The 16,708-nt window shown below is 74.4% G+C and carries 15 protein-coding genes; 5 read left to right on the top strand and 10 right to left on the bottom strand.

Translation table 11 applies throughout. The features are described 5' to 3' along the window. Nucleotides 1-78 precede the first annotated feature (78 nt). The gene (locus LGQ04_RS11070) at nt 79-564 is read right to left on the bottom strand and encodes a MarR family winged helix-turn-helix transcriptional regulator (RefSeq protein WP_229243760.1); all 486 of its coding nucleotides are present in this window, start codon (nt 562-564) and stop codon (nt 79-81) included. 97 nt (nt 565-661) lie between these two features. Here LGQ04_RS11070 and LGQ04_RS11075 point away from each other — a divergent pair, with 97 nt between their 5' ends. Beyond that, nucleotides 662-3,919, top strand: a complete 3,258-nt coding sequence (locus tag LGQ04_RS11075) for an efflux RND transporter permease subunit (RefSeq protein ID WP_229243761.1) — start codon at nt 662-664, stop codon at nt 3,917-3,919. A 354-nt stretch (nt 3,920-4,273) separates the two neighbouring features. Here LGQ04_RS11075 and LGQ04_RS11080 read toward each other — a convergent pair whose 3' ends face one another. The 4 genes from LGQ04_RS11080 to LGQ04_RS11095 are packed head-to-tail and all read right to left on the bottom strand — an operon-like array spanning nt 4,274 to nt 8,316. Next, complete coding sequence (locus LGQ04_RS11080) at nt 4,274-4,984, bottom strand: response regulator (protein ID WP_229243762.1); 711 nt, start codon at nt 4,982-4,984, stop codon at nt 4,274-4,276. Between the two features lie 22 nt (nt 4,985-5,006). Next, a complete protein-coding gene (locus LGQ04_RS17770; RefSeq protein ID WP_229243763.1) occupies nt 5,007-6,461 on the bottom strand; it encodes a sensor histidine kinase in 1,455 nt (484 codons plus the stop codon). Beyond that, nucleotides 6,458-7,330 carry a DUF2705 family protein gene (locus LGQ04_RS11090; RefSeq protein WP_229243764.1) on the bottom strand — a complete coding sequence of 291 codons (873 nt, stop codon included), beginning with the start codon at nt 7,328-7,330 and terminating at the stop codon, nt 6,458-6,460. The genes LGQ04_RS17770 and LGQ04_RS11090 overlap by 4 nt, the downstream gene beginning before the upstream one ends. Further along, nucleotides 7,327-8,316 (bottom strand): ABC transporter ATP-binding protein, encoded by a 990-nt coding sequence (locus LGQ04_RS11095; RefSeq protein ID WP_229243765.1) that lies wholly within the window; start codon nt 8,314-8,316, stop codon nt 7,327-7,329. Before LGQ04_RS11095 ends, LGQ04_RS11090 begins: the two co-directional genes overlap by 4 nt. Nucleotides 8,317-8,656: 340 nt before the next feature. Here LGQ04_RS11095 and LGQ04_RS11100 point away from each other — a divergent pair, with 340 nt between their 5' ends. After that, a complete protein-coding gene (locus tag LGQ04_RS11100; protein WP_229243766.1) occupies nt 8,657-9,538 on the top strand; it encodes a Bax inhibitor-1/YccA family protein in 882 nt (293 codons plus the stop codon). A 2-nt stretch (nt 9,539-9,540) separates the two neighbouring features. Beyond that, nucleotides 9,541-10,062, top strand: coding sequence for a hypothetical protein (locus LGQ04_RS11105; protein WP_229243767.1), 522 nt, complete (start codon nt 9,541-9,543; stop codon nt 10,060-10,062). A gap of 86 nt (nt 10,063-10,148) precedes the next feature. Here the strand turns inward: LGQ04_RS11105 and LGQ04_RS11110 are convergent, their stop codons facing one another. Beyond that, nucleotides 10,149-10,937, bottom strand: coding sequence for a DUF5701 family protein (locus LGQ04_RS11110; RefSeq protein WP_229243768.1), 789 nt, complete (start codon nt 10,935-10,937; stop codon nt 10,149-10,151). Between the two features lie 145 nt (nt 10,938-11,082). Here LGQ04_RS11110 and LGQ04_RS11115 point away from each other — a divergent pair, with 145 nt between their 5' ends. Continuing rightward, nucleotides 11,083-12,489, top strand: coding sequence for a cystathionine beta-synthase (locus LGQ04_RS11115; protein ID WP_229243769.1), 1,407 nt, complete (start codon nt 11,083-11,085; stop codon nt 12,487-12,489). 87 nt (nt 12,490-12,576) lie between these two features. On the opposite strand, the gene LGQ04_RS11120 is transcribed toward LGQ04_RS11115, so the two are convergent. The 3 genes from LGQ04_RS11120 to LGQ04_RS11130 all read right to left on the bottom strand — a co-directional run bounded on the left by LGQ04_RS11120 (nt 12,577) and on the right by LGQ04_RS11130 (nt 14,769). Beyond that, a complete protein-coding gene (locus LGQ04_RS11120) occupies nt 12,577-13,092 on the bottom strand; it encodes a hypothetical protein (RefSeq protein ID WP_229243770.1) in 516 nt (171 codons plus the stop codon). Between the two features lie 191 nt (nt 13,093-13,283). Continuing rightward, nucleotides 13,284-13,889: a TetR/AcrR family transcriptional regulator gene (locus LGQ04_RS11125; RefSeq protein WP_229243771.1), complete on the bottom strand. Its 606-nt coding sequence runs from the start codon at nt 13,887-13,889 to the stop codon at nt 13,284-13,286. Continuing rightward, on the bottom strand, nt 13,882-14,769 hold the full coding sequence (locus LGQ04_RS11130) for an alpha/beta fold hydrolase (protein ID WP_229243772.1): 888 nt from the start codon (nt 14,767-14,769) through the stop codon (nt 13,882-13,884). The genes LGQ04_RS11125 and LGQ04_RS11130 overlap by 8 nt, the downstream gene beginning before the upstream one ends. Before the next feature lie 124 nt (nt 14,770-14,893). Between LGQ04_RS11130 and LGQ04_RS11135 the strand changes: the two genes are divergently transcribed. After that, nucleotides 14,894-15,304 (top strand): FKBP-type peptidyl-prolyl cis-trans isomerase, encoded by a 411-nt coding sequence (locus tag LGQ04_RS11135; protein ID WP_229243773.1) that lies wholly within the window; start codon nt 14,894-14,896, stop codon nt 15,302-15,304. A 51-nt stretch (nt 15,305-15,355) separates the two neighbouring features. On the opposite strand, the gene LGQ04_RS11140 is transcribed toward LGQ04_RS11135, so the two are convergent. Further along, a complete protein-coding gene (locus LGQ04_RS11140) occupies nt 15,356-16,651 on the bottom strand; it encodes a class I SAM-dependent methyltransferase (protein WP_229243774.1) in 1,296 nt (431 codons plus the stop codon). Nucleotides 16,652-16,708 lie beyond the last annotated feature (57 nt).

Here is a 16,708-nt window from a genome sequence, read left to right on the forward strand (position 1 = left end):
GTGGACGGTACAGGGAGTTGCCTGTGCGGGGCAGGCAGTTCCGTGCCGGACGGCGCCCGGGCGCCGTCCGGCACGGCGTCACGCGCCGTCGGCATCCTCGCGGGCGGCCCGCGCGAGCGCCGCGATCCCGCGTGCCAGGGCCCGCAGGTCGTCGAGGTCGAGGCGCTCCAGGAGGTGCTGCGTCGGCTCCTCGCGCGCCGCGAGCCGGCGCACTGCGTCCGCGCCCCGCGCCGTCGCCGCGACGACGCGCACCCGGCCGTCGCTCGGGTCCGCGTGGCGCTCCGCCATCCCGGCGGCGACGAGCCTGTCGACGATCCCGGTCACCGTCGCCCCGGACACGCCGAGCACGTCGGCGAGGTGGTGGGCGCCCGCGGGCCCGTCGAGCTGGAGCACCGCGAGGGCCCGCAGCTGCTGCACCGTCAGCGGCATCGTGAGGATCGGCTCGAGGCGCTGCGCGAGGAACGTCTCGCCCAGGACCTGGCCCGCGTCGTCCACCTGCTCGACCAGGCTGAGTCGCTCCGCCTGCACGCCCGGTCCGCGACCCTCGTCCTCGTGTGCTCCCACGCCGCGACCGTACCGGGAACCGGCACCGGGTGCTTAGCGTTAGGCTAACGATCGACGACGACGTCGCGGCCATCTCCCTGCCCCCTGGAGGACCCTCGTGTTCCGACTCGCCCGGACGTCGCTCGCCAACCGCGCGGTCGTCGCCCTCGTCACGGTCGCCGCGGCGATCTTCGGGGTCGTGAGCCTCGGCTCGCTCAAGCAGGAGCTCATCCCGTCCCTGCAGATCCCCGCCGCAGCCGTCGTCGCCGTCTACCCCGGCGCGGCGCCCGAGATCGTCGAGGACCAGGTCACCGAGCCCGTCGAGTCCGCCGTCCAGGCCGTCGACGGCGTCGCCGGCGTCACCTCGAACGCCTCCACCAACCTGTCGGTCACCACCGTCGAGCTCGACTACGGCACCGACATGGACGCCGCCACCCAGCAGCTCCAGACCGCCGTCACGCGCATCCGCACCCAGCTCCCCGCCGACGTCGAGCCGCAGGTCGTCACCGGGTCCGTCGACGACCTGCCCGTCATCCAGCTCGCCGCCGCGGGCACCGAGGGCGGCGACGGGACGCTCGACGCCGCCGCGCTCGGCAGCGTCGTCGAGTCCGTCCTCGTGCCCCGCCTCGAGGACGTCGACGAGGTGCGGTCCGTCGCCGTCACCGGCGTCGCCGAGCAGGAGGTCCGCGTCGACCTCGACCCGCAGGCCCTCGCCGCCAACGGCGTGTCCTCCGCCGACGTCTCCACCCTGCTCGACGACAACGGCGTCCTCGTCCCCGGTGGCACCGTCACCGAGGGCGACACCGAGCTCACCGTCCAGATCGGCTCGCCCGTCACCTCCGTCGACGACCTCGCCGCGCTGCCGCTGCAGGGCGAGCAGGGCGTCGTCACCCTCGCCGACGTCGCCGACGTGTCCGCGGTGGACGCCGACGCCACCTCCGCCTCCCGGCTCGACGGCGAGCCCTCCCTCGCGATCGCCGTGACGAAGACCCCCGCGGGCAACACCGTCGAGATCTCCCACGCCGTGCAGGACGCCCTCGCCGACCTCGACGAGGCGCTCGCCGAGCAGGGCGTGCGGGTCGCCGTCGTGTTCGACCAGGCGCCGTTCATCGAGGAGTCGATCGAGGGCCTCGCGACCGAGGGCGGCCTCGGCCTCGTGTTCGCGATCGTCGTCATCCTGCTGTTCCTCACGTCCGTCCGCTCGACGCTCGTCTCCGCGATCTCCATCCCGCTGTCCCTGTGCGTGACGTTCGTCGTCATGGACGCCACCGGGTACACCCTGAACATCCTCACGCTCGGCGCCATGACGGTCGCGATCGGCCGCGTCGTCGACGACTCCATCGTCGTCATCGAGAACATCAAGCGGCACCTGTCGTACGGCGAGCCCAAGCGCGAGGCGATCCTCACCGCCGTGCGCGAGGTCGGCGGCGCCATCACCTCCTCCACCGTGTGCACCGTCGCGGTGTTCGCCCCCATCGCGCTCGTCGGCGGGATGGTCGGGGAGCTGTTCCGGCCGTTCGCCGTCACCGTCGCGATCGCGATGCTCGCGTCCCTTTTCGTCGCGCTCACCATCGTGCCCGTGCTCGCGTACTGGTTCATCACGCCCCCGAAGGGCGTCGTCGAGCACGACGGCTCCGACGAGTCCGTCGCGCGCGCCGCCGAGGTCGCCGAGCGCACCCGTGCCGAGGCAGAGGCCAAGGAGCGCCGCGGCGTCTGGCAGCGCGCCTACATGCCCACCCTGCGCGCGTCCCTGCGCCACCCCGTCGTGACCCTCGTCGTCGCGTTCGCCGTCCTCGCCGGGACCCTCGCGCTCGTGCCCCGCCTCGAGACGAACTTCCTCGGCGACTCCGGCCAGGACACCCTCACCGTCACCGAGACGTTCGAGCCCGGCACGTCCCTCGCCGCGCAGGACGAGGCCGCCCGCGTCGTCGAGGACGCCCTCCTCGGTCTCGACGAGGTCGAGACCGTCCAGACCACCGTCGGCCAGGGCGACCTGGCCACCGCCGCCGTCATGGGCGGCGGGTCCCCCCCGCAGGCGACGTTCGCCCTCACCCTCGCCGAGGACGCCGACGGCACGACGGCGCAGGCCACCGTCCGCGACGCCGTCGCCGACCTCGGCACCGACGCGACGACCGACATCACCGTCGCCGGGGGCGAGGCGATGATGGGCTCGTCCACCGTCGACCTCGTCGTGCGCACCACCGACCCCGACACGCTGTCCGACGCCGCCCGCCAGGTCCAGGAGGCAGCGGCCGGCACCGACGGCGCGATCGAGGTGACGAACAACCTCGCCGCCGAGCAGACGACCGTCCAGGTCGCCGTCGACCGCGAGGCCGCGACCGCCGCCGGGCTCACCGAGACCCAGCTCTCCGGCCTCGTCGCGTCCGTCATGTCCCCCATGCCGATCGGCACCGTCGACCTCGGCGACGGCCCCGTCGACGTCGTCGTCTCGCAGGGCGAGGGCCCCGCCACCGTCGCCGAGCTCGAGGCGCTCGTCCTGCCGAGCGCCGCGGGTCCCGTGCCCCTGACGTCCGTCGCGACCGTCGAGGAGGTGCCCGCACCGACGTCCATCACCCGCATGGACGGCGAGCGCAGCGCCACCGTCTCCGTCACGCCCGAGGGCCAGGATCTCGGCGCGCTCACCGCGGCGCTCACGCAGACCGTCGACGACCTCGACCTGCCCGCCGGCGCGACCGTCGAGATCGGCGGCGTCGCCGCCCAGCAGGAGGAGGCGTTCGCCGACCTCGGCCTGGCCCTGCTCGCCGCGATCCTCATCGTCTACGTCGTCATGGTCGCGACGTTCCGCTCGCTCGTGCAGCCCCTCATCCTGCTCGTGTCCGTCCCCTTCGCGGCCACCGGCGCCCTGCTGCTCCTGCTCGCGACCTCCACCCCGCTGGGCGTGCCGTCCCTCATCGGCATGCTCATGCTCGTCGGCATCGTCGTGTCCAACGCGATCGTGCTCATCGACCTCATCAACCAGTACCGCGAACGCGGCCGCACCCTCGACGACGCCGTGCTCGAAGGGTCGCGTAAGCGCCTCCGCCCGATCGTCATGACCGCCCTCGCGACGATCTTCGCGCTCACCCCGATGGCCCTCGGCATCACCGGCGGTGGAGCGTTCATCTCCCAGCCGCTCGCCCTCGTCGTCATCGGCGGCCTCGTCAGCTCGACGCTCCTCACGCTCGTCGTCGTCCCGGTGCTCTACACCCTGGTCGAGCGCCGCGGGGAGAAGCGCCGGGCCCGCCGCGCCGAGCGCGACGCCGGCCGCCTCGCCGAGGCGAGCAGCGCGCCGTCGGGCACCGCGCCCGACGGCGCGGGCGACGACGCCCCCGACAGCATCCCGACGGGTCGGCACGCCGCCCAGCCCACCGCCTGACGACCGGGGCCCCGCCGTCGGCGGGTCGGGTCGGGTCTGCGGGCGGTGCGACCTCGGTGCTCGGGCTGCCGCGCCGTCGGCGGGTCGGGTCGGGTCCGCGGGCGGTGCGACCTCGGTGCTCGGGCTGCCGCGCCGTCGGCGGGTCGGGTCGGGTCCGCGGGCGGTGCGACCTCGGTGCTCGGGCTGCCGCGCCGTCGCCTCGTGCGGTCGGGCGTCGGTTCGCGCGCGCGGCTCGACGCCCTTCGCATCCGACGCCGCACCGACCGCTCGCGCCCGTCGCCCCCGCCCACCCGGACGCAACCACGACCCGCCAACGACGACCCCGCCAACGACGAGACCGCCGCGACGAAACCGTCAGGACGGGCGGGCGACTCCGGTCTCGTACGCGAGGACGACGGCCTGGACGCGGTCGCGCAGGCCGAGCTTGCCGAGGACGCGGCCGACGTGGGTCTTGACGGTCGCCTCGGACAGGACGAAGCGTTCGGCGATCTCGGCGTTGGTCAGGCCTTCGCCGAGGGCTTCGAACACCTCGAGCTCGCGGGCGGTGAGGTCGGCGAGGCGGGGGTCGTCGCGGCCGGTGGCGCCGGTCGTGGGGGCGCCGCCGTCGGGCGGGAGCTGGCCGGAGAACATCTCGAGCATGCGGCGGGTGACGCGGGGGGAGACGGCGGCGTCGCCGCTGGCGACGGCGCGGATGGCGCCGACGAGCTCGCCGGGCTTGGCGTCCTTGAGGAGGAATCCGCTGGCGCCGGCGCGCAGGGCGGCGAAGGCGTACTCGTCGAGGTCGAACGTGGTGAGGATGATGACGCGTGCGGTGGGCGTGTCGGTGACGATGCGGCGGGTCGCGTCGATGCCGTTGGTGCCGGGCATGCGGACGTCCATGAGGACGACGTCGGGTCGCAGCGCGGCGGCCTGTGCGACGCCCGTGGCGCCGTCGCCGGCCTCGCCGACCACCTCGATGTCGTCCTCGGCGGCGAGGATCATGCGGAACCCCATGCGCAGCAGGGCCTGGTCGTCGACGAGCAGGACGCGGACGGGGGTGTCGTACGGGGTGTCCCGGGTGGTCATGGGTCTCCTGTCGGGGCGGTCGTCACCGGTGCGGCCCGGTGTCGAGGCGGAGCCGTGCGACGACTTCCCAGCCGTCGCCGACGGCGCCCGCGGTGACGGTGCCGCCGTGGACGGCGGCGCGTTCCCGCATGCCGATGATGCCGCGCCCGGTGCCGAGGGGCACGCCCTCGGGGTGGCCGGCGGCGACGGACGGGGGGAGGGTGCGCGTATCGGTGTCGCCGCCGGGGCGGCGTCCGGCACGGTTGACGACGCGCAGCTCGAGCCAGTCGCCCTCGCCGGTGCTGCTGCGGTCCCAGCGCACGACCTCGACGAGGACGATGGGGGCGAGGGGTGCGTAGCGCAGGACGTTGGTGAGGGCTTCCTGGACGATGCGGTGCGCGGCCTGCCGGACGGTGGCGTCGAGGACGGGTTGGGGTCCGCGCCGGACGAGACGGACGGGCAGGCCGGCGGTGCGGAAGCGTTCGACGATGTCCTCGAGCTCGGCGGCCTCGTCGGCGGGGGCGAGGGGTGCGGCGGCGGCCCCGGAGTCGGGGTCGCGCAGGACGCCGAGGACGCGCCGCATGTCGGCGAGTGCGGCGCGCCCGGTGGCGGTGAGCTCGTCGAGCGCGTGGCCGGCGAGCTCGGGGTTCTTCGCGCCGGACGCCTTGGCGCCGTCGGCGAGGGCGACCATCACGGTGATGGAGTGTGCGACGACGTCGTGCATCTCCCGGGCGATGCGGGTGCGTTCGGCGGCGACGGCGAGCTGGGCCTGCTGGTCGCGGTCGCGGGCGAGGGAGTTGGCACGGTCGACGAGGTCGGCGACGTGCTGGCGTCGTGCCCGGACGTTCGACCCGATGGTCATCGCGGTGAGGCACAGGAAGGTGAGCACGACGATGCTCATGACGCGGTCGGCGGTGGCGCGGCCGGGGTCGATGCTGTCGCGCAGGATCTCTCCGTCGTCGGTGGTGACGACGTCGTACCCGAGCATGACGGCGGCGGAGAGCGCGACGACGACGCCGCCGAGGACGGGCCAGGCGACGTGGGGTGGTCGGGCGGCGGCGACGGCGTAGACGGCGAACATGGCGGCGACCTCGTACCCGGCGGTGTCGCCGGTGGTGGCGATCGCGAGGCAGCCGAGCGCGGTGACGGCGAGCGCGACGAGGACGGGGCGGTGTCGGCGCCACAGGAGTGCGGTCCCGCCGGCGAGCACGACGGCGAGCATCGCGGCACGGGGGCCGTGACCTTCGGGTGTCGCGGCGGCGTAGAACAGGCCGGGGACGCCGTAGACGGCGACGACGACCCAGTCCATGACGCGGGGGCGGCGGGCGAAGTAGCGGCGGACGGGTCCGAGGCGGCGGGCGTCGAGCTCGGTGAAGGGTTCGACGGCGGGGCGCAGCGGCAGGGCGGGCGCCGTCGCCGTCTCGGGGCGCACGGCGGCCGACGCCGGACGAGCGGGCTGCTCGTCCGGCGTCGGCGCGGTGGTGTCCGGTGTGGTCACGCGTCCCGGCGCTTGAGGACCAGGGCCGCGGCCACGGTGAGGGCCGCGGTCCAGCCGGCGAGCACGGCGTAGCCGGGCCACGGGTCGATCGCGTCGGGCGAGGACATGCCGCCACCGAGGACGACCTGCTCGCCCGCGGAGGCGGGCAGGAGGTTGAGGACGGTCTGCACCCAGTCCGCGCCCGAGAAGCCCTGGACGAGGGTGAGCACCATCGACAGGACGAAGAACACGGCGACGAGCGTGAAGATCGCCCCGGCGGAGCTGCGCAGCAGGACGCCGACGGCGACCGAGAACAGCGCGACGGTCGTGAGGTAGAGGACGACACCGACGAGCGCACGCTGGTCCTCGGACGAGCCGAAGTCGACGGTCATGCCCTCGCCCGACAGGATCGGGTAGGTCACGAGGTACGAGATCCCGACGGCGAGGGCGGTCGTGATCGCGGTGACGACGCCCATGATCACCATCTTGGCGGCGAGCGCGGGCAGGCGGCGCGGTACGGCGGAGAGCGTGGAACGGATCATCCCGGTCGAGTACTCGCCCGTCATCGTGAGGGCGCCGAGGACCGCGACAGCGAGCTGGGCGAAGGAGTACCCGATGGTGATCACCATGATGCCGACGCCGTCGGCGGTCCCCATGCCGGCCTCCTCGGCGGACATGCCGGCGGAGTCCATGGACCGGATGATCCCGGCGAACATGAGGGCGAACCCGACCATGACGACGACGGTGATGCCGAGCGTCCACCACGTGGAGCGCAGGGAGCGGAACTTGATCCACTCGGAGCGGAGCACGTGGCCGAAGGTGAGGCGGTAGGGCGAGGTGCGGGTCGCCGTCGGGCCGGTGGCGCCCGGGGCGAGGGTGGTGGTGCTCATCGGTGCGCTCCTTCGTAGGTCTGGGCGGGGGCGTCGGCCACGGGTGCCGCGCCGGTGGCGCCGTGCCCGACGTGCTGCTGCGCGGACTCGGTCTGGTACTCGACGGCGTCCGCGGTGAGGGCCATGTAGGCGTCCTCGAGCGTGGACGTGACGGGCGTGAGCTCGTGCAGCACGAACCCCTTCGCGGCGGCGAGCTCGCCGATGCCGGGGGCGTCGGCGCCGCTGACGACGAGCAGGCTGGGCTCGTCGCTGGTGACGGTCGCGCCGTCGCTCGTGAGGAGCTCGGCGAGCTGGGTGGCGTGCGGGGTGCGCACGCGCACGGTGCGCTGCTGGGCTCCGTTGACGATGTCGCCCACGGGGGCGTCCGCGATGATGCGGCCCTTGCCGATGACGATGATGTGGTCGGCGGTGAGCGCGACCTCGCTCATGAGGTGGCTGGACAGGAAGACCGTCCGGCCCTCGGACGCGAGGTACTTGGCGAGGTTGCGGACCCACAGGACGCCCTCGGGGTCGAGGCCGTTGACGGGCTCGTCGAGGATGAGGGTCTTCGGGTCGCCGAGCAGCGCGGAGGCGATGCCGAGGCGCTGGCCCATCCCGAGGGAGAACCCGCCGACGCGCTTCTTGGCGACGGTCTGGAGGCCCGTCATGTCGATGACCTCGTCGACGCGCTTCGTGGGGATGCCGTGCGTGGCGGCCATCGCGAGGAGGTGGTTGTAGGCGGTGCGCCCGGTGTGGACGGCCTTCGCGTCGAGCAGCGCGCCGACCTCGGTGAGGGGGGAGCGGTGCTGCGCGTAGGGGCGTCCGTTGACGACGACGGACCCGGACGTCGGCCGGTCCAGCCCCATGATCATGCGCATGGTGGTGGACTTGCCGGCGCCGTTGGGGCCGAGGAACCCGGTGACGGTCCCGGGGCGGACGGTGAACGAGATGTTGTCCACCGCGGTCTTGGGCCCGTACCGCTTGGTCAGGCCGCGTGCTTCGATCATGAGGGCTGGCCCCTTCTCGGGTGGGTGCTGCGTGAGCGGGTCGTGGTGAGCGGGTCATGGTGTCGCACCGAGCCTAGGGCGGGTGCCCGACGCCGGGCAGCCACCGTGCGGTGTATGTTCCGCGGCCCGTGGGCCGGGTGGCGTACGCCGCGCGGAGTACGCGGACGGCCGCGGGTGGTCCTCGCGGCGGGTCCTGCGCGCGGGGGACGGTTCGTGGGAACAGTGACCGGCGGTCGCACGTTCCCTAGGATGTACGTCAGGCCAGCGACTACCCGACTCGAGGCGAGATGCCGATGACGAGGCCCGCTGCGAGAGTGGACGCCGCGACCAGGAGGAGCTCATGAGCAACCCCGTCTTCAACAACAGCGCGGTCTTCGGTGATCCGAAGAACCAGCGCGGAGGGGCCGCCACGCAGGCGAGGCCTGCGTACGGCACGCCGCCGGCGCAGGGGTCGCCGGCGTACGGCACCCCGCCCCAGCAGGCCCAGTGGGGCCAGTACGGCGCGCAGGCGGCCGACGCCGCGACGCTGAACCAGATGTACGACGCGCCGGCGGCGACGACGGCCGACACGAAGCGCCTCACGTACGACGACGTGATCATCAAGACGGGCGGGCTGCTCGCGCTGCTCGTGGTCGTCGCGGCGGCGACGTGGGTGACCATGCCGGGCATCTGGCCGATCGGTGCGATCGCCGGCCTGGTCCTCGGTCTCGTCAACGCGTTCAAGCGCAACCCGAGCCCGCTGCTCATCACGCTGTACACCGTCGCGCAGGGCGTGTTCCTCGGCGGGATCAGCGCCTACTACGAGAGCTTCTACGACGGCGTCGTGCCGTCGGCCGTGGTCGCGACGGTCGCGACGTTCGCCGCCGCGCTGTTCCTGTTCAGGTCCGGCAAGGTGCGGGTCACGCCCAAGTTCACGCGGTGGCTGCTCATCGCGATGGTCGGCTACCTCGCGTTCTCGCTCGTCAACGTCGTGCTGCTCATGTTCGGCGCGCTCGACGGCTGGGGTCTGCGCGGCGGCACGCTGGGCATCGTGATCAGCCTCGTCGCCGTGGGACTCGCGGCCGCGTCGCTCATCGTCGACTTCGACTCCATCAAGCGCGGCGTCGAGGGCGGCGTCCCGGCGAAGTTCGCCTGGTCGGCCGCGTTCGGTCTCCTGGTGACGCTGATCTGGCTGTACCTGGAGTTCCTGCGCCTCTTCGCGATCCTGCAGAGCAGCGACTGACGGTGGCGCGCAGCTCTCACGAGCCGGCACCCGCGGCGGACACGGTCCCGCCGCGGGTGCCGGTCTTCGTCGCCGGTCTCGCCGTCGCTGCGGCGGCGATGCTCGGCGTCCAGGTCCTGTACATGGTCGTGTCCGGCGCACCCCCGTCGTGGCTGGCGTTCGCGGCGCTGCTCATCGTCCTCAGCGTCCCGACGGCGGGGTCGGCGGTGGCGTGGTTGGGCACGCGGATCACGAAGGACGCCACGCCTGGGCGTGCGGCGCTCGTCTTCGCCGTCCTCGGCCTGGTGGCCGGCGCCCTGTGGGGCTCGCTCCTCGCGGGCGGTCTCGCCGCGCAGCTCGCGGACGCCGGTGCGACCGGCGGCGCGGCGCTGGTCGCCGGGGCGGCGGGCGTCGTGGGCGTCACGGCAGGCATCGGCGCCGGGCTCGGACGGCTCACCGCCGACGAGGCGTCGGACCGGCCGCTGCTCGTCGTCATCCTGGGCGTGGTCCCCGTCCTCGTCGCGCTCTGGGGATTCCTCACCTGACCGGCCCTCCCACCTGACCGCCCGGTCGACCTGCCGCCCGGTCGCCCGCCGGCGCCGAGGAACGACGCCGGCGGGCCCGGGAGGGCTCAGGCGGGCACGCGGCCCGAGGCGGAGGCGAACCCGAGCCACGTGTGCCGGTTGCCCGCCCAGCACCACCCGACCTTGGGCGCGCCGCGACGCTCGCGGCCGTCGCGCCCGGTCCCGTTCGAGATCCAGATCGCGGGGGTGCGCGTGTCGAGGCGACCGTCGGCCTTGCGCAGCCGCGACCCGATGGTCATGTAGCAGTGGTTGCGCGCGACGACGCCCGGCGTCTGGAGCGCCCAGTGGATCCCCTCGTGCACGAGCAGCGGCGTGCGTCCGCGCGCGGTGATCTCCGGCAGCGCCTCGTCGGGGGACCAGTTCGCCATGTCGTCGCCCCGGTCGACGCCGGTCACGACGTAGAGGGACCCGTCCGGGACGGTGACGCCCTCGATCGGGGCGAACCGGTCGACGTCGTCCATGTCCACGACGACGAACCCGTCCTTCTCTCCGCCGCGGACGGGCAGGCGCAGCAGCGGGGCGAGCGCCGACGGCGGGGCGAGGGCGGGGTCGACGACCAGCAGCGCGCCCGGGGGAGCGGTGCGGGCGAGGTCGTGGGCGGCGGCGCGGGCGGCGTCGTCGCCGAGGCCCGCGAGGGTCGGGACGCCGAGGGCGACGAGGCGCTCGGCCTGGTCGGCGAGCGGCGGGAGATCGGGGACGGGCGGCACCGGGGCGTCGGGGGCGGCGGTCGTCGTGGTGGTCTTGGTCGCCGTCGGGGTGGCGCTCGCCGTGGTGGCTCTCGGGGTGGCGCTCGCGGTGGCTCTCGGGGTGGCGGCGGCGGTCGCGGTCTCGGTCATGCAGGGCACCTCTCGCTCGCGGTCGGGGCGGGTCGTGCGTGCCGGCGGCAGCCGGCCTGTCCCGACACGCACGCCCAACGTTCTACAGCGTACGGAAATTCCCTCCGCACCGGCCGACCTCGGCACGATCAGGGATGATCGGGGCATGAGATACGCAGAGCACGTCTCCGAGCTGGTGGGCGGCACCCCGCTCGTCCGGCTGACCCGCGTCACGGAGGGCCTCGCGGCGACGATCCTCGCCAAGGTCGAGTACGTGAACCCCGGTGGCTCCGTCAAGGACCGCATCGCCCTGAAGATGGTCGAGGCCGCGGAGGCCTCGGGCGAGCTGCGGCCCGGCGGCACGATCGTCGAGCCCACGTCGGGCAACACCGGCGTCGGGCTCGCGCTCGTCGCGCAGCGCAAGGGCTACCGGTGCGTGTTCGTCTGCCCGGACAAGGTGAGCAAGGACAAGCAGGACGTCCTGCGCGCGTACGGGGCGCGCGTCGTCGTGACGCCGACCGCCGTGGCGCCCGACCACCCGGACTCCTACTACTCCGTCTCCGACCGGCTCGTGCAGGAGATCCCGGGGGCGTGGAAGCCGAACCAGTACGCCAACCCGAACGGCCCGCTGTCGCACTACGAGTCGACGGGCCCGGAGGTCTGGTCCGACACCGACGGGCGCGTCACGCACTTCGTCGCGGGCGTCGGCACGGGCGGCACGATCACCGGGACGGGCCGGTATCTCAAGGAGGTCTCGGCGGACCGGGCGGTGTCCGACGGCGGCCGCGTGCGCGTCGTCGGCGCCGACCCCGCGGGGTCGGTGTACTCGGGCGGGGACGGCCGGCCGTACCTCGTCGAGGGCGTGGGGGAGGACTTCTGGCCGGACGCCTACGACCCGGCCGTGCCCGACGAGGTCATCCCCGTGAGCGACGCGGACTCGTTCGCGATGACGCGCCGGCTCGCGCGCGAGGAGGGCCTGCTCGTGGGCGGGTCGTGCGGCATGGCGGTCGAGGCGACGCTGCGGCTCGCGCGCCGGCTCCAGGACGAGGACCCGGAGGCGGCTGCGCGCGCCGTGATCGTCGTGCTGCTGCCCGACTCGGGCCGCGGGTACATGTCGAAGATCTTCGACGACGCGTGGATGCGCTCGTACGGGTTCCTGCCCGACGAGGAGGGCGTCACCGCGGGCGACGTGCTGCGGGCGAAGGACGGGCGCCTGCCCGAGCTCGTCCACACGCATCCCAACGAGACGGTGCGCGACGCGATCGAGATCCTGCGCGAGTACGGCGTGTCGCAGATGCCCGTCGTCGGCGCGGAGCCGCCCGTGAAGATCGGCGAGGTCGCGGGCTCCGTGAGCGAGCGCGAGCTGCTCGACGCGGTCTTCTCCGGCCGGGCGTCCCTCGCGGACCGCGTGGACCAGCACATGGAGGAACGCTTCCCGCAGATCGGCGCCGGAGAGGGCGTCGAGGCGATCCGCGCGGCGCTGCACGACGCCGACGCGCTGCTCGTCGTCGAGGACGGCGACCCCGTGGGCGTGCTCACGCGCCACGACCTCCTCGGCTTCCTCGCCACCTGACGCCGAGCACGAGGTTGTCGCCGTTCTGACGCCGAGAACGGCGACAACCTCGTGCTCGACGGCGAGTGGTCCCGTTCTCGCCCACCGTCATACCGAGCGGTCGCGCGCGACGCTGTGCCAGTACGCCGCGATCTCGCTCGTCACCGTGACGACCCGGTCCGGCGCGGGCGGGGCGGGCCACAGCTGGAGCACGTAGCGGTCGGGCGCCGTGAGCGGGGGCAGCGCGCAGTCCATGTCCCGGCCGGCGTCCATCTCCGTCGCGAGGTAGCGGGCGCGGTGCCAGCCGAGACGCGGGGCCGTGAAGGTGTCGCCGTCCTCGAAGGCGAGCACCGCGAGGCGGGGCACCGTGATCTCGACCGACGCCTCGACGACCTCCTGCCAGGCGTCGTCGCCGGGAGGCTCCGACGCATGCCACTCGACGCGGAAGGGAACCGCACCTGTGTGGAGCCCGGTCGCCATCAGGAGGGTGCCGTCGGTACCGCCGGTCACCAGCAGCCCGTTCTCCTGGCCCTCCCTCTCGAGCTCGGGCATGTCGCCGTCCTCCTCGAGGAGGAAGACGAAACCGTAGTGGACGTCGAGGTCACGCGCGAAGAGCTCGATCACGCGGGCATCGTCCCGACGCCCGGGGAGCGCGTCAAGGGCGGTGTGACCGGTCTCCCGCGGTCACGCGCCATGACCTCCTGTGGTTCCTCGCTACCTGACGCCGAGCACGAGGTTGTCGCCGTTCTGACGCCGAGAACGGCGACAACCTCGTGCTCGACGGCGAGTGGTCCCGTTCTCGCGCACGGTGGGCGTCAGCGGTGGTCAGGGTGCCGGCGCGGCGCCAGGGCTGCGAGGCCGGCGAGCATCATCGTGACGTGCGTCGCGAAGCTCGTGTCGAGGTCGTCGGGCAGGCGGTAGCCGCCGGTGAGCTCGAGCGTGACGAAGCCGTGCAGGCCCGCCCGGAGGGAGCGGATCGCGTCGACGGTGCGGTCGTCGGGCAGGTCGAGCCCGCGCAGGACCGCGGCGAAGGTCTGCACGGACCGGTCGGCGGCGGCGCGCAGGGCCGCGTCGGCGGGGGCGTCCGGGTCGGGGGCGGCCTGCGCGGCGGCCCAGCGGCCGGGGTGCGCGAGCGCGAACCGCCGGACCGCGTGCGCGAGGGCCGTGACGGCGTCGGGCCCGGCGCGGCCCACGGTCGCGTCCCGCACGGTGCGCGTGAGGGCGTCGACGCTCGCGAGTGTGACGGCGCGCCGCAGGTCCGCGAGCGACGGCACGTGCTTGTACAGGCTCGGTGTCGCGACGCCGGCCTGCGCCGCGACCTTCGCGAGCGACAGGTCGGCGAAGCCCGTCGGCCCGCCGGCGTCGACGAGGTCGAGCGCGATCTGCACGACGGCGTCGTGCGACAGCCCCGCCCTAGCCACGAGCGACCTGCTCGTCCGACGCGGCCGACGCGGCCGACGCGTCCGTCGGGGCCGGCAGGCAGGCGAGGAACGGCAGGACGGCGGCCACGACCTCGTCGGGCGCCTGGAGATGGGGGTAGTGGCCGACGTCGGGCAGGACGAGCGTCGTCGCGCCGAGGGTCTCCTCGGCGAAGGCGGCCTCTGCCGCGGGGTCGTCGTAGTCGGGGTCGAGCGCGCCGTAGACGGCGAGCGTCGGGGCCTGGACCCGGGGGAGCCGCTCCTCGACGACGGAGTGGTCGAGCTGGAGCGTGAGGTCGCGGAACGAGCGCAGGCGGCCCGGCTCGGCGAGGTTGGCCCGGATCGCGGCCTGGTGCTCCGCGAGCCGTGCGGGGCGGCGGCCCTTGAGGAGCGTCCCGTAGAACGCCGCCCACGCGGCCGCGCCCCACGGCCGGACGAAGAGGACGCGGTACAGGGCGCGCAGGGCGCGCTGCTTCGCGGGGCTCAGCGGCTCGCGGAGGAACCCGTCGAGCAGGACGAGCCCGCGGACCAGGTCGGGCCGTTCGGCCGCGGCGACCACGGCGGCCGAGGCCCCCATGGAGCTGCCGAGCAGGACGGCGGGGCAGGCGTCGAGGTGCTCGACGAGGGCGACGAGGTCGGACGCGGTGGCCTCGTCGCCGTGGACGGCGAACGTCGTGTCGCTGTCGCCGTGGCCGCGCAGGTCGACGACGACGACCCGGTGGCCGGCCTCGACGAGGTGCGGGACGACGTCGTCGTAGGTGGCCCGCAGGTCGCCCATGCCGGGGACGGCGACGACGAGCGGGCCGGAGCCTTCGTCGGTGTGGGCGAGGCGCCCTGCGGGGCGGGTGAGGTGGTGCACGGGGAGAGGCTGGCGTGTGTGCATAGCCAACAAGCTAATACCATTAGCCGCCGAACACAAGGCCCCCGCACGGCCCGCCGCGAGCGCCCCGCGTACAGTGAACGGACCCGCGCGACGCGCAGGATCCCCTTCGACGAGAGGCACCCTCGTGACCGACCAGACCGCCCTGCCCACCGCCTCGGGCTCGTTCGGCGACAAGCCGACGCTCACCTTCCCCGAGTCGGGCGCACCCGCCGGCCTGCAGGTCGTCGTGCTGTCCGAGGGCGACGGCCCCGCCGTCGCGGCCGGCGGCAACATCGTCGTGCACTACCTCGGCCAGACCTGGGGCGGCCACGTCTTCGACAACTCCTACGACCGCGGCGACACCATCGAGTTCCCCATCGGCGTCGGCGCGGTCATCGGCGGCTGGGACCAGGGCCTCGTGGGGCAGAACGTCGGCTCGCGCGTGCTCCTGTCGATCCCGCCGGAGCACGGGTACGGCATGCGCGGCGTCCCGCAGGCCGGCATCGGCGGAACGGACACCCTCGTCTTCGTCGTGGACGTCGTCGACGTCCGCTGAGTGCGGGGGATCGGTCGTCCGCAGCGCATCCCGACGACAGATCCCCCGCACTCAGCGGGTGGTGCGCACCGACCGGGTCACCGTGAAGCGTCGGTCGCGCGCCACCTGCGTCGTCGGCCCCACGGTCCGCTCGAGCGCCGGGCGGTAGCGCAGGTGCGCGTTCCACACGCACCACAGCTCGCCGCCCGGCCGCAGCACGCGCCGCGCGCTCGCGAACATGCGGTGCGCCGCGTCGGTCCGCAGCGCCGCACCCTCGTGGAACGGCGGGTTGAGCAGCACGACGTCGGCGCTCGCGTCCCCGAGCGACGCCCCCGCGTCGTCGCGCACGGTCCGCACCCGGTCGCCCACGCCGTTCGCGCGCGCCGTGAGCGCGGCGGACCGGACGGCCGCGTCCGACCGGTCCGCCGCGACGACCGCCGCACCGGGCCAGCGCCGTGCGGCCCACGTCGCCAGGAGTCCCGTGCCGCACCCGAGGTCGACGACGTCGCGCGGCCCGCCACCGCCCGCGCCCCTGACCTCGTCGCCGGGTCCGTCGTCGGGGCCGTCGTCCGCGCCGCCCGGGGACGGCCGTTCACCCCACGCCCCGCCGAGCTGCTCCAGCAGGAACCGCGTGCCGAGATCGAGGCTCGCGCCGGCGAACGCCGCCCCGTACGCCGCCACGGTCAGCCCGACGTCCGCCAGGTCGACGGTGACCGGGTAGGTGAACCCCGTGCCGGCGTCGGGCACCCGGGGCGCACGCGCGACGAGGACCCGTGACTTGCCGCGCGCGAGCGTGGCGCGCACGTCGCCGAACGACTCGCCGAGCACGTCGTTCATCGCGGGCGTCATGTGCTTGACGCGTCCTCCCGCGAGCAGGACCACCCCCGGGTCAGCGTCCCGCGCGACGTGCTCCGCGACGTCGCGCAGCGCGGCCAGCCCGCGCGGGAGGCGCAGGAGCACGACGCGCACCCCCGAGAGCAGGTGCGGGCCGAGCGCCCGGTGGGCGATCGCACCGTCCAGGCCGAGACGCGCCGCGTTGGCGTCGAGCGCCGCCTCGGCCGTGCACGCGTCCTGGTGCACCCGCACCGCGCCACCCGCACCATCGCGACCAACACCGCCGTCGCCAGCACCACCGCCAACCGCACCACCGCCCGACCCGGTGAGCAGCGCGACACCGAGGGCCAGCGCCCCGTAGCGGTCGTCGACGACGGCCACCTCGTCCGGCCGGACACCCACGAGCCACGGCGCCGCCTCGTCGAGCAGGAGCCGGTCCGCCGGGTCGACCGCGACCGGCGCGTCCTGGCGCGCGGGCCCGGGGTCGTCGGTGCGCAGCCGCGCGAGGAGCGCGTCGAGGTCCGGTGTCGTCACCGCCCCAGTCTCCCCGACCCCGCGCGCCCGCCGTGCCGCGCGGGACCTAGGCTGTGC

It is taken from the genome of Cellulosimicrobium marinum (assembly GCF_020551945.1).
Lineage (GTDB): Bacteria > Actinomycetota > Actinomycetes > Actinomycetales > Cellulomonadaceae > Cellulosimicrobium > Cellulosimicrobium marinum.